The 13,048-nt window shown below is 70.8% G+C and carries 10 protein-coding genes; 3 read left to right on the plus strand and 7 right to left on the minus strand.

Annotation, left to right across the window (positions count from 1 at the left end; genetic code table 11):
* Positions 1-54 precede the first annotated feature (54 nt).
* The 7 genes from ACH4OW_RS16990 to ACH4OW_RS17020 all read right to left on the minus strand — a co-directional run bounded on the left by ACH4OW_RS16990 (position 55) and on the right by ACH4OW_RS17020 (position 9,742).
* The gene (locus ACH4OW_RS16990; RefSeq protein ID WP_398028471.1) at positions 55-1,638 is read right to left on the minus strand and encodes a glycoside hydrolase family 13 protein; all 1,584 of its coding nucleotides are present in this window, start codon (positions 1,636-1,638) and stop codon (positions 55-57) included.
* A 55-nt stretch (positions 1,639-1,693) separates the two neighbouring features.
* The gene (locus ACH4OW_RS16995) at positions 1,694-2,575 is read right to left on the minus strand and encodes a carbohydrate ABC transporter permease (protein ID WP_398028473.1); all 882 of its coding nucleotides are present in this window, start codon (positions 2,573-2,575) and stop codon (positions 1,694-1,696) included.
* Positions 2,575-3,528, minus strand: coding sequence for a sugar ABC transporter permease (locus tag ACH4OW_RS17000; RefSeq protein WP_360139096.1), 954 nt, complete (start codon positions 3,526-3,528; stop codon positions 2,575-2,577). Before ACH4OW_RS17000 ends, ACH4OW_RS16995 begins: the two co-directional genes overlap by 1 nt.
* Complete coding sequence (locus ACH4OW_RS17005) at positions 3,528-4,895, minus strand: ABC transporter substrate-binding protein (protein WP_398028475.1); 1,368 nt, start codon at positions 4,893-4,895, stop codon at positions 3,528-3,530. The genes ACH4OW_RS17000 and ACH4OW_RS17005 overlap by 1 nt, the downstream gene beginning before the upstream one ends.
* A 114-nt stretch (positions 4,896-5,009) precedes the next feature.
* Positions 5,010-6,068: a LacI family DNA-binding transcriptional regulator gene (locus tag ACH4OW_RS17010; protein ID WP_398028477.1), complete on the minus strand. Its 1,059-nt coding sequence runs from the start codon at positions 6,066-6,068 to the stop codon at positions 5,010-5,012.
* A gap of 67 nt (positions 6,069-6,135) precedes the next feature.
* Positions 6,136-6,552 (minus strand): cysteine/serine endopeptidase inhibitor, encoded by a 417-nt coding sequence (locus ACH4OW_RS17015; RefSeq protein ID WP_360139088.1) that lies wholly within the window; start codon positions 6,550-6,552, stop codon positions 6,136-6,138.
* Between the two features lie 304 nt (positions 6,553-6,856).
* On the minus strand, positions 6,857-9,742 hold the full coding sequence (locus ACH4OW_RS17020; RefSeq protein WP_398028480.1) for an ATP-binding protein: 2,886 nt from the start codon (positions 9,740-9,742) through the stop codon (positions 6,857-6,859).
* 1,543 nt (positions 9,743-11,285) lie between these two features.
* Between ACH4OW_RS17020 and ACH4OW_RS17025 the strand changes: the two genes are divergently transcribed.
* The 3 genes from ACH4OW_RS17025 to folE all read left to right on the plus strand — a co-directional run bounded on the left by ACH4OW_RS17025 (position 11,286) and on the right by folE (position 13,018).
* Positions 11,286-11,651, plus strand: a complete 366-nt coding sequence (locus tag ACH4OW_RS17025; RefSeq protein WP_360139082.1) for a 6-carboxytetrahydropterin synthase — start codon at positions 11,286-11,288, stop codon at positions 11,649-11,651.
* A gap of 132 nt (positions 11,652-11,783) precedes the next feature.
* Entirely contained in the window at positions 11,784-12,413 is a 630-nt protein-coding gene (locus tag ACH4OW_RS17030) for a 7-carboxy-7-deazaguanine synthase QueE (RefSeq protein WP_398028675.1), read from the plus strand.
* Positions 12,410-13,018 carry a GTP cyclohydrolase I FolE gene (gene folE / locus ACH4OW_RS17035; protein WP_360139079.1) on the plus strand — a complete coding sequence of 203 codons (609 nt, stop codon included), beginning with the start codon at positions 12,410-12,412 and terminating at the stop codon, positions 13,016-13,018. The genes ACH4OW_RS17030 and folE overlap by 4 nt, the downstream gene beginning before the upstream one ends.
* Positions 13,019-13,048: the final 30 nt, after the last annotated feature.

Consider the following 13,048-nt stretch of genomic DNA (forward strand, 5'->3'; position numbering starts at 1 on the left):
CTGTGGTGCCCATGACTTTCCCTTCTGTGGGGAGGGGCAGCGGTCGTGCGCGGGTCAGGCCCGCAGCCAGACCGCCGTGTCCTGCGGCAGCGTGCCCTCCGGTGTCAAGGGGCCGCTCGCCAGCAGGAGTTCGCGGTGCGCGGGGAGCGCGATCGCCTGCGTGCCGAAGTTGACCACGCACAGCAAGGCGCCGCCGTCGCCGTCGCCGTCGCCGTCCGGAAGCGTCCGTGCGAAGGACAGCGCGTGCGGCGTGTCCGCCGGCAGCCAGCGCAGCGGGCCCGCGTCCCGGAAGGAGCGGCGCAGCCGCAGCGCGGTCCGGTACAGCGCGAGCATCGAGTCCGGGTCGCCGGCCTGCCGCTCTGCCGCGTACCGCGGCCAGCCCGCCGGGCACGGCAGCCAGCTCGGGCCGTCGCCGTCGGCGCGCCAGGGCAGCGGCACCCGGCAGCCGTCCCGGCCCGGGTCCACGCCGCCGGAGCGGGCGTGCATCGGGTCCTGGACCAGCTCACGCGGGATCTCTGCCTCCGGCAGGCCCAGCTCCTCGCCCTGGTAGAGGTAGACGGAGCCGGGCAGGGCCAGGGTGAGCAGCGCGGCGGCGCGTGCCCTGCGGGTGCCCAGTGCGAGGTCGGTGGGGACGCCGAAGCGCTTGCGCTCGAAGGCGAAGCCGGTGTCCTCGGCCCGTCCGTAGCGGGTGACCGTACGGGTCACGTCGTGGTTGGCCAGCACCCAGGTGGCGGGGGCGCCGACGGGGGCGTGCGCGGCCAGCGTGAGGTCGATGGACGCGCGCAGCCCGGCCGCGTCCCAGGGGCGGGCCAGGAAGTCGAAGTTGAAGGCGGTGTGCAGCTCGTCGGGGCGCAGGTAGCGGGCGAAGCGTTCGGGGTCGGGCAGCCAGATCTCCCCGATCAGCACGGCCCCGTACTCCTCGGCCAGCCGCCGCCAGGAGCGGTAGATCTCGTGCAGCTCCGGCCGGTCGTGGAAGGGGTGGGGGCCGCCGTCGCCGGGCATGTCGGGCAGTCCTTCGGCCTTGGCGAGCAGCGCGGCGGAGTCGATCCGTACGCCCGCCGCGCCGCGCTCCAGCCAGAACCGCAGCACGTCCTCGTGCTCCTGGCGCACCTTCGGGTGGCTCCAGTCGAGGTCCGGCTGCTCGGGAGAGAACAGGTGCAGGTACCACTGGCCGTCCTCCGTGCGCGACCAGGGCACGCCGCCGAACTCGCTCACCCAGTCGTTCGGCGGTCCGGGCGAGGGCGGCCGGAAGTGGAACAGCTCCTGTTCCGGCGAGCCGGGGCCGGCGGCGAGCGCCGCCTTGAACCACGGGTGCTGGTCCGAGACGTGGTTCGGCACGATGTCGACGATGGTGCGCAGGCCCAGTGCGCGCGCCTCGGCGAGGAGTTGCTCCGCTTCGGCGAGGGTGCCGAAGGCCGGGTCGATGGCGCGGTAGTCGGCGACGTCGTAGCCGCCGTCGGCGAGCGGGGAGAGGTACCAGGGGCTGAACCACAGTGCGTCCACGCCGAGTTCCGCCAGGTACGGCAGCCGGGCGCGCACCCCGGCCAGGTCGCCGGTGCCGTCGCCGTTCCCGTCGGCGAAGGAGCGGACGTACACCTGGTAGATGGCGGCGCTGCGCCACCAGTCCGTTCGGGGCAAAGGAGGAGTCCTTTCTTTCGTACGAGGGGCACGCGGTGTACGGGGCGGGCGGCGGTCAGCCCTTGAGGCTGCCGGCGGCCAGACCGGCGACGATCTGCCGCTGGAAGACCAGGAACAGCGCGATCAGCGGCAGTGAGGCCAGCACCAGGCCCGCCACCAGGCTGTTGAGCGGGGTGTCCTGGGCGACCCGCTGGAGGAAGACGCTCAGCGGCTGCCCGGCCGGGTCCGGCAGCACCAGCAGCGGCCAGAGGAAGTCCTTCCACGCGGCGACGACCGACAGGATCGACACCACGGCGAGGATCGGCCGGGACAGCGGCAGCACGATCCGCCACATCGTGCCGAGCGGTCCGGCGCCGTCGACGCGTGCGGCGTCCAGCAGCTCGTCGGGCACGCGGTCGAAGAAGTTCTTGAGGATGTAGATGGTGAAGGCGTTGGCGGCGGCGGGCAGCCAGACCGCGCTCGGGCTGTCGATCAGGTTGCGGTGGAACAGCGGGACGTCGGCGACCGTGAGGTAGACGGGCACCAGCAGCGCGGTGGCGGGCATCATCAGGGTGACCAGCATCAGTCCCAGCACCACGTTCCCGAACCGGGGCCGCAGCTTGGACAGCGCGTACGCGGCCGGCACCTGCACCGCGAGCTGGATCAGCCAGGCGCCGCCCGCCAGCAGCACCGTGTTGAGGAAGTAGCGGGTCAGGTCCATCTCGCGCCAGGCCCGCGCGTAGTTCTCCGGGTGCCACTCCGCCGGGACGTACGTGGGCGGGTTCTGCGCCAGCTCGGCCGGGGACTTCATCGCGCCGGTCGCGGCCCAGTACAGCGGCACGAGGAAGGCGGCGGTGAACAGCGCCAGCGCCACGGCCAGCGCCGACCAGTAGACCAGCTTGCCTTTGCGCGTCCGCAGTACGGCGGGGCGGACCAGCGTCCGGGGCGATACGGCCATCAGTCCTCCTTGGCGCCGCGGGTGACGCGCAGGTAGAGGGCGGAGAACGCGGCGAGGACGAGGAGGAGCAGCAGGCTGAGCGCGCTCGCGGTGCCGAAGTCGTTGTAGACGAAGGCGTAGCGGTAGATCAGGAACATCACGGTGACCGTGGAGTCGTCGGGCCCGCCGCCGGTCATCACGTACGGCTCGGTGAACACCTGCATCGTCGCGACGATCTGGAGCAGCAGGAGGACCAGCAGCACGAACCGGGTCTGCGGGACGGTGACATGGCGCAGTCGCTGCCACAGGTTGGCGCCGTCCAGTTCCGCCGCTTCGTACAGCTCGCCGGGGATGGTCTGGAGCGCCGCGAGGTAGATCAGCGTCGCGGTGCCCATGTTGGCCCAGGTGGAGACGATCACCAGGGAGACCAGTGAGGTGGACGAGGAGTCGAGCCAGGCCGAGGCCGGCAGGTGGAGGGTGCGCAGGATCTCGTTGAGCAGTCCGGGCCCCGGGTCGTAGAACCACTTCCACATCAGCGCCACGACCACCGGCGGCAGCATCACCGGCAGGTAGACCAGGACGCGGAAGTACGCGCGGGCGTGCCGGAACTCGTTCAGCAGCACCGCGGTCAGGAACGGCACGAGGAAGCCCAGTACCAGCGCGTACGCGGTGAACAGCGCGGTGTTGCGCCATGCCGTGGCCAGCAGGGGGTCGCGGAACAGCTTCTCGAAGTTGGCCAGGCCCGCCCAGGTGTTGCCGGTGGCGAAGTTGACGTGCTGGAAGCCGAGGACGACGTTGCGCACGATCGGCCACCACGAGAAGAGCGCGAAGATCACCACGGCGGCGCACAGGAACCCGTACGCGGTCAGGTGCTCGCGCGCGGAACGGCGGAGGCGGGCGGCGCGCCGCTCCCGCTCCGCGGCGGTGGCCGGCCGCGGGGGCAACGGTTTCTCCAGCGGGGGTGCGGTGGCCATCAGAGCGCGCTGTAGATCTGGTTGACCTTCTTCTCGGCTGTGGCGAGAAGCGCGTCGATGTCGGCATCCTTGTCGGTGAGAACCGCCTGCATCGCGTTGTCGAGCGCGGCATAGACCTGCTGCGCCTCCGGGGGCTCGGTCACGCCGGTGACGTGGGGTGCGGCGTCCGTGAAGGGCTGGTAGTTGCCGACGGGGACGTTGGCGTGCGTGCGCTTGGCCTGCTCCACCCGGTCGCGGACCGAGCCCTTCCAGATGTCGGGGGTGGGCGGCATGGGCAGCCCGACGGGCAGCTTCGCGGCCAGGTTGTCCCGGATGTTCCGCTCGACGAGGTCCGGGTCGAGGTACTTCCACTGGAGCCACTTGATCCCGGCCTTGATCTTCTCCGGCGGGGCCTTGGGGTTGATCATGTAGCCTTCGCCGCCGATCAGGGTCGCCTTGGCGTCGGGTACGGGCGCGAGGCCGTAGTCCTGGTACCTGCCGCCGAACTGCTTGGCGATGACCGTGATGTTGTCGGCGGCGGAGACGTACATCCCGAGTTTGCCGCTGCCCATCATCCGCTGGACGTCCTCGGCCTGGAGCAGCTGCTTGCTGCCCATCGAGTCGTCCTTCCAGCGCATGTCGTACAGGTCCTGGAGGGTGGCCTTGCCCTGCGCCGAGTTGAACGCGGCCTTCCACCGGCCGCCCTGCTCGGTGGCCACCCGGCCGCCGCGCGAGTACAGCTCGGCGGTGAAGTGCCAGCCGCCCTGGTTGTTCTTGGAGAAGTCGGCGTAGCCGGTGGTGTTGCCGCCCAGCTCCGCTATGCGCTTGGCCGCGGCGCGCACGTCCGCCCACGTTCGCGGCGGCTTGTCGGGGTCGAGTCCGGCCTTCGTGAACAGCGCACGGTTGTAGAGCAGGCCCATCGAGTAGTTGGCGGTCGGCAGGCCGTACTGGCGCCCCTGCCCGTCCTGGAAGACCTTCATCAGCGCGTCCTGGACGTCGCCGCGGTGCGGCATGTCCTTGACGTGGTCGGTGAGATCGGCCGCCTGGTGCTTCGCGATCAGGCCGCGGGCGTCGGCGAAGTAGACGTAGAAGACGTCCTCCAGCCTGCCGCCCGCCAGTTTGGCGTTGAAGGTCTTCGGGTCCATGAAGCCTTCGTGCGGGACGATGTCGATGCCGGGGTTCGCCTTCTCGAACTGCTTCACGTGCTTGTCGAAGAGCTCGCGTTCGAACGCCTGCGTCGTGGGCGGCTGCCCGTTGACGGAGAGCCGCACCGTGCCGCCCGGCGCGCCGTCGGTGCCGTCGGTGCTGGTGCCGCAGGCGGTGAGCGCGGTCAGGGACACGGCGGTGGCACCGGCGAGTGCGAGGGAACGGCTTCTCGTGGAGGACATCGGTGAACCCCTCTGGGCGTGGGCGATGCGGCGAGCGGTGGCGCACACTCAAGCACCGGCGTCAGAAGAGCGCAATATCCCATGCATGGGCTGCAAAAGATTGACAGCGAGAAGTCAGCTTTGTTGGCGACCACTTGACGGAGCACCAACCGGGCCGTGTGCCGCACGCGAGGGGGCGGGGCCCGTAGACCCCCGTACGACGAGTTCCGGCTCGAACATGATCTCGTCGCGGACCACTTCCCCGCCGTCGATCTGCGCCGTCAGCAGCTGCACCGCGGCGCGGCCCAGCGCGTCGATCGGCTGGCGGACGGTCGACAGCGGCGGCTCCGTGACCGTCATCAGCGGCGAGTCGTCGTACCCCACCACCGACACGTCCTGCGGGACCCGCAGCCCGCGCCTGCGCGCGGCCCGCACCGCGCCCAGCGCGATGATGTCGCTGGCGCAGACGATGCCGGTGACCCCGGCGTCCAGCAGCCGGGCGGCCGCCGCGTGACCGCCCTCCATCGAGTACAGCCCGCGCACCACCCGCTCCGCCGGCAACTCGGCGCCCGAAGCACGGGAAACGGCCTGCCCGGCGGCCAGCTTGCGCCGCGAGGGAACGTGGTCGGACGGGCCGAGCGCCAGACCGATCCGCTCGTGCCCGAGCGAGGCGAGGTGACGCCAGGCCTGCTCCACCGCGACCGCGTCGTCGGTGGAGACACAGGGGAAGTCCAGCCCCGGTATCGGCGCGTTGACCAGCACGACCGGCAGGTTCCTGGCGTGCAGCAGCCGGTAGTGGTCGTGCGGCGCGTCCGCCTGCGCGTACAGGCCGCCGGCGAACACCACGCCGGAGACCTGCTGTTGGAGCAGGAGATCCACATAGTCGGTCTCCTGGATGCCGCCCGGCGTCTGGGTGCAGAGCACGGGGGTCAGCCCCCGCTGGGCGAGCGCGCCGCCGACGACCTCGGCGAAAGCGGGGAAGATGGGGTTCGACAGCTCGGGCAGCACCAGCCCGACGAGTTTGCCGCGCTCCCCGCGCAGCTGCGTCGGCCGCTCGTAGCCCAGCACGTCCAACGCCGTGAGCACCGCTTGCCGGGTGGCCTCCGAGACGCCGGGCTTGCCGTTCAGCACCCGGCTGACCGTCGCCTCGGAGACGCCCACCTTCTTCGCCACCTGCGCAAGTCGTCGCGTCATATACGCGACGATAGCGCAAGCGTTGCAAGCCTTTTGCGTAATGCGCGGGGCAGCGGCCGGGGCCGGATCAGCGGACGAACTTCCAGCTGACGTTCGGGACCATGTCGGTGCCCGCGGGCACCAGCTTGCGGAACGCCGCCTGGCTGAGGTCTATGTGGGTCGAGGCGCAGGAGGGGCACTTGTCCTTGACCGGCACGGTGATGGTCTTGCCGTTGTACGTGACCTGCACCTTGACGCCGGCACAGAGCGGGTCGTTGTTCGGGTTGGGCGAGGTCCACCAGGCGGCGGAGACGGCGACCAGGTCCTGCGAGGTGGCGTCGATGGGCGTGCCGCAGGCGCCGTAGCCCCGGTCGTTGTAGTAGGTCATCTTGCCGTTCATGGTCTGGCCGATGGGCACGGCCTGGGCCGTGCCGGTGCCGAGGGCGACACCGGTGACGGCTATCACGCCGCAGACCGTCGTCTTCCAGCGTAAGGATGCGCGCATGGTTTCTCCTTCATCCGAGTTCATCCGGGTATGTTCCGGGGGGCTTTCTCGGGAAGGGCCGCTGCCGGAATGGCGGCAGCAACCACTTGGAGCTCTCCCGACACATGAATCTCACGTTCCGCGACTGCCTCACAACCCTCTATGGGCACAGGTGTCCGGAAACACGGGCATATTCGGTGAGATTGGCCCGGAATGGTCGGATGACGGATGCCCGCCCCGGCGAGGCTCCGGCGATGCCACGGTGGGGCCGTCCCTATCGGTGCGGGGTACGGCCGCGCCGCTCACGGCCGTACCCCCCACCGCCCTACTTCTTCGCCGCGTCCTCCGTCAGCAGGGCCCACAGCTCCTGGCGGTTGAAGAGTTCGGCGAACTCCTTGCGCCCCTGGATGCCGAGCTTGCGGTAGGCACTGGTCAGGTGGATCTCCACGGTGCGCCGCGTGATGAAGAGCGAGTCGGCGATCGCGCCGTTGCTCCGTCCGCGTACGGCATCGGCGAGGACCTGGCGCTCTCGCGTCGTCAGCGACAGCAGCCCGGTCACCGCCCGCCCGCCCCGGTGGCGCCCCAGGGCGCGCAGCTGCTCCCGGGCCTGCGCCTCGACCGCCGCCGCACCGCACCGGCTCGCGAGCGCGTACGCCTGCGCCAGTGACTCCTGCGCGGCGATCCGGTCGCCGGACCTGCGCAGCAGCGTGCCCAGCGTCAGCTCGGCGCGGGCCAGCGCCAGGATGTCCGGGGTCTCCTTCAGGACCCGCACCCCCTCCCGGGCCAGTTCGAGGCCCGCGTCGCCGCCGATGACCATGCCCGCCGTGCGCAGGGCGTCCCCTCGCGCACGGGCCGTGGCCTTGCCCCGTACCGACTCCAGTTCCTCCTGCGCCATGTGCGTCGCTTCCTTGTGCCGGCCGAGTTGGTGCAGCGCCTCTGCGGCCAGCCGGCGCCACGCCCCGAACTCGACATTGAGCAGGCCGAGCGACACCGACCGGTCTCCGCACTCGCGGAGGTCTTCCAGTGCGCTGCCGAGTTCCCCGGACGCCATGCGCGCCCGGGCACGCTGCCTCAGCATCGACTGTGTGGCCCAGGTCGTCGGCATGTCTCCGCAGCAGCCGCTCTCGTTGAGCACGGTACGGGCGGCGGCCAGCTCGCCTTGGTCCACCAGTACGCCGACCAACGCGGCACTCGCCCACACGGCGGAAGGGTTCGCGCGCCACACCCCGTAGCGCGCGAAGGTCGTCAGGCACTTGCGCAACAGGCTCTCGGCCTCGCGCAGTTGACCGCGTACCTGCGCGATCTCCGCCAGGACCGGCAGGAGCGCGGCCACCTGGAGCTGGCGCCCCTCCCTTCTCGCGACGGCGATCCCGTGGCGGCAGCACTCCGAGGCGAGGTCGAGTTCGCCCTCGTACACCAGCATCATCGTGCCGGCGGACAAGGGCGCCACGTTCGGGAGTTCGTACAGGTCCGGGTCGCGCAGCGACTGTTTGACCATGTCCAGTGCGGCGTCTCCGTCCTGGCCCGCCGCGTGGGCGCACGCGGCCTTCAAGACGCCGGCCGCACTGCGCAGCACGCCTTCCTGGGGATCGGCCGCGAGGTACCGCTCGGCCAGTTGGCGCGCTTCCCCGGTAGACAGCTCGAACAAGGCGTTCAATATGCGGTACAGCTGTGTATCGGCGGTGTAGTGCGGCTGCGAGACGGCGACCGACTCGACCGCCTCGGCCAGCTTGCGCCGGGCCTGGGGGTGCGAGGCGAAGAAGAAGGAGGCGTCCGCGAGCCGGGCCAAGAGGTGCGGGCGCTCCTCGGCTGCCACGCCTCGGCGGGCCATGTCGCAGAGCTGGTCGATGGCGGCGGAGGGATCGGTGAGCAGTTGTACGTCCGCGAGCTGGGTGGCGGCCCGTTGCCAGTCCTCTCCCCGCGCGTCCTGGACGGCCCGTCGCAGGTACCTCACCGCCTCGGCCGGCTCCTGGCGCGACAGCGCGTACCGCGCCGCCGACCGCAGCGTGTCCACCGCCCAGGAAGCCGTCAACGGGACGGTCGCCGCCATCAGGTGCCCGGCTATCTGGTCCGCCGGGGCGTCGCCGCGGTGCATGTGCTCCGCCGCCTGGAGGTGGGCGGTGTTCTTGGCGACCGCGGAGGTCTGCTCGCGGATCGCCGCCGCCACGACGGGGTGGCGGAACGCCATCTGCGCGTCGTCCCGGAACAACCGCATGCGCACCAGGACATCGGCCGCTTCGGACACTTCCGCGCAGTCCAGGCCCGCCAGCTTCGCGACGATCGCGGAATCGGCGCCGTCGCCGAGCACGGCGACCATACGGGCCAGGGCCGACGCCGGCCCGGAGACCCGGGCGAGCCGTGCCAGTACGTGGTCGGCGACGCCTCGCGGACCGATCCCGGCTATCTCGCGTGCGGTGGTCTTCCCCCGCTCCGGCAGGCAGCGCGCAAGGCCCCGCAGGAACAGCGGATTGCCGTCGGTCGCCTCGCGGCAGGCCGCGGCGAGGCCGTCGTCACACGGCCGGCCGGTCAGGGACGCCACCAGCTCCGCGGTGCCCGGCAGGTCGAGGCCGCCGAGGTGGATACGGCCGCGGGCGCCCGACCGCAGCCCTTCCAGCGCGGCGGGCGCCTGTACCGGCTCGCCGTCCGCCAGCGTCATCACGATGACCAGGCTGCCTTTTCCATCGCATTGGCTCAGCAAATAGGAGAAACAGTCCAATGAATAAGCGTCGGCCGAACCGATGTCGTCGACCGTGATGAGCAACGGGGCCGCCGCGGTGAGGGCCCGGGTCGCCGTCTGGAGCCCGGCGAGCACCTCGCCCAGCACCGACCGCGGGTCCGCGGCATGGGTCTTGCGGCACGACAGCGCTTCCGCTGCGCGGCGCAGGGATTCCGTGGCCGGCTCATTGACGGCGAGCAATTCGCCGTACTGCGTGAGGAGTTTCCGGGCGGCGGCGAACGGCACGCCTCCCTCCACCGGTGTGCACTTGAGTTCCACGGCCAAGTGGCCGAGCGTCCTGGCCTCTTCGCGCAGGATACGCAGGAGAGCAGTCTTGCCCGCGCCGGTCTCTCCGTGCACGACCCAGTGCCCGCACTTTCCTGCGTCGCTGTCGGCCAGCGCCTGGCGTAAGGCCCGCATTTCGGGGCGGCGCGCGACGATCGCCGAGTCGTACCCGCGCAACGCGTCGTTCGCCGTCGAAGTATCCACACTCATGCGCCTGCTTCCTCCCTGCACTTACCGTGAGCGGTCGGGCGTCCTGCTGAAGAGAGCGGTAGGTCGGGCGGACGAGGGTGCGTACGCAACGGACAGCGATTCATTTGGGCCTCCGCGTGAGAGAGCTGAGCGTGAGCGTGGGGCGTCGTGGTCACGGAGGGGGTCTCGCCGAGCGGAAGGGCAGCGGCCACCGGCCGGCGCGCCACACACTTTCTTGCATTAGCCATCCATCGCAGTGCTGCGGCGTCAGGTCGCCGCCCCGGCTCCCTGCGATGATCCGTTCCCGGAATGCAAAGACAGCCGCAGAGGGACAGGACGCCGCCGGCGCGGTGCGACGAGATGCCGGACGACCCTCGCCGACCGGCCTGGCGACGACGGTATGCAGGCGATAATAGTGCGGAAACGCGCCATTGAGGGGGGCCGAGCCGTCCGCGCTTCGGTACGCGGGCGCGGCCTGGCCCGGGCGCGTGGACCCGCGGCTTTGTTCACACGGGCGAACGGTGGGCGGCCGGTGAGCGCGGAGGTCGGGCGGCGCCGGGGGCGGGCACCGGACGAACCGCACGTCCGGAGTCGGCGGGTCCGTACGCGGGGGTGGGCGGAGCCGGGTCGGCGCGGGAGTCGGAAAAGGGTGGAAACGGCCGCCGACGGGCAGCGGGGCGGAGCTGTAACTGATCACTGGAGTGCCGCTCCTGAGGGGGGTGATGGTGGCCCGGCGGTACGATCGCCGATCGTGTGTCGTCCGGATGAGCGGCCGGCCGGGCAGTACGGTGCGGCACCACGGCCTCGGCGCGGCACCGCGCAGGCACCTCCACCGCACCGGAGGTCCGCGCCGCCGTCCGGTCCTGGCGACCGGGAACGGCGCGCGACTGCGCTGGGCCGAGCGGCTTCGCGTGCGCCTCGGGGCGAAGGCGCGGCGATCCGTCACGCGTCGGTTTACCCAGGATTCACGGCAAACATCCGCCGCCGGCCGCTCGACCCACCGCCGTTTTTCTTTCGGGCCGACCCGCATTTCCTTCGGTGCCGACCGAGATGGTTTCGCCGCGCGCCCAGAGGAGCATCGGCCACTGATCATCGTTCGCCGGTCCCGTAGGAGCCCGCAATGCCGACGTACCCCGGAACAGTAGCCCGGCCGCCGTAGAGCGTGTCCGCAGGCCGGAGCGGGGCATCGGTACCGGTCGTGCGGGTGGCACGGCGCTTCGTCCGAAGACGGCTTCGGGCAGGAGGAGAGGAGTCGTTCGGGACGGCCGGGCGCGTCGCCCGCACGCGATGACGCGCGAAACGCAAAAAGAATCGGCAGACTTACGGGCAACCCGGCGGTTGAGGCATTGCGCTTCAACCGCCTTTTGCTGTCCGGGAGTCGGGCAAAGCCACACGCCGCCACGTGCCGGGGTGCACGGACAACCTTTCGGTGGGGACCGAGATGCCCTTGCTTTTCGCAGCGTCGAAGATGAACGCCAACCCGGTTCCCGGCCGCGGCGGATTTCACTCCGCGGCCGGGAATCGGTACACCATTCGTCTTCCCTTTACCCGAAGGACAACTCCGTTGGGATTCCGTATCAGCAAAGAGTTCCACTTCTCCGCCAGTCATCGTCTGGACCACCTCGACGAAGGCCACCCGTGTTCCCGTATGCACGGGCACAACTACGTCGTCGAGCTGGAACTGTCCGCGTCCGACGACGCCCTGACCAAGGCCGGCTTCGTACGCGACTACGGGGAGCTGGCGGTCTTCAAGCAGTGGCTCGACACCGAGGTCGACCACCGTCATCTCAACGACGTCGTCGCCGGCCTGAACCCGTCCGCCGAGAACCTGGCGCAGTGGATCCACGAGAAGTGGCACACCGAACTCCCCGAACTGACCGCGGTCCGGGTCTCCGAGACCGACAAGACGTGGGCGGAGTACCGGGCATGACCACCCGGGCCCCCGAGTCCGGGGAAGGGGGTGACGCCGCGGTGGGTCCGAAGCTCGTGGTGAACGAGATCTTCGGCCCTACCTAGCACCGTCCAGGGAGAAGGCCCGTCCGCCGGGCGGCGGTGCGCGTTCCTGCGGCTCGGCGGCTGCAACCTCTCGTGCCGCTGGTGCGACACCCCGTACACCTGGGACTGGTCGGGCATCGGCGACTCCGGGGTCGCGTACGCGCCCAAGGACGAGCTGCACCCGATGCCCTGGCGGGAGGCGCTGGACCGGTTGCTGGCGTACGAGGTCGGCCTCGTCGTCATCTCGGGCGGTGAACCGCTCAGCCAGCAGAAGCGTCTGCTGCCCCTGGTGCGCGGGCTCCGCGCCCGCGGAAGCGACGTGGAGATCGAGACCAACGGCACGATCGCGCCCGCCGCCGACCTGGTGGCCTGCGGAGTGCGCTTCAACGTCTCCCCCAAGCTGTCCCACTCCGGGGACCCCGAGAACCGGCGGATCGTGCCCGAGGCGCTGCGGGCGCTGGCCGCGGTCCCCGGCACCGCCTTCAAATACGTCTGCCGCAGCGAGGCGGACCTCGACGAGGTCGCTTCCATCGTGGACCGCTGCGGCGCCCGACCGGTCTGGATCATGCCAGAGGGCCAGACCTCCGCAGACAACCAACGGCATCTCGCGATGCTCGGCGACCACGTCGTAGCGCGCGGATGGAACCTCACCACACGCCTTCATGTGGCCGTGTGGGGCGACAGGAGAGCCATATGACGCTGAGCAGCGCAGAAACCCCGACGCTGGAGATACCGCAAGAGCCCGCCGAACCCGGCAAGGACCCCTTGGAGACGCTGGCGCGGCAGCTCCTCACCGAGATCGGCGAGGACCCGGAGCGCTCCGGCCTCCAGGACACGCCGGCCCGCTTCGCGCGGTGGTGGCGGGAGTTCACGCAGTACGACGCGGGCCAGGTCGAGACCGTCTTCCCGCTGCACACCGTCGGGCAGCTGGTCACGGTCTCCGACATCAACGTGTGGTCGCTGTGCGAGCACCACCTCCTCCCGTTCTCGTGCTCGCTGACGATCGCCTACCGGCCCGCCGCCCACGTGCTCGGGCTCTCGAAGTTCGCCCGCATCGCACACCGCCACGCGCACCGGCTGCAGATCCAGGAGCGCCTGGTCCACGACATCGCCGCCGAGATCTCGGCCGTGACCGGGTCGCCCGACGTGGCCGTGATCGGCAAGGGCGAGCACCTGTGCATGACCATGCGGGGCATCCGCACACCGGCGCTCATGACCTCCTCGGCGTTCACCGGGATCTTCGAGGACTTCGGGCCCGCCCGCGACGAGGTCGTCGGCCTGGCCGGCGCGAACCGCTACTGACCCGCGTGCCGCTCGGCCCGCACCGTTCGC

Origin of the sequence: Streptomyces sp. NPDC017056 (genome assembly GCF_044332485.1) — a bacterium.
GTDB lineage: Bacteria > Actinomycetota > Actinomycetes > Streptomycetales > Streptomycetaceae > Streptomyces.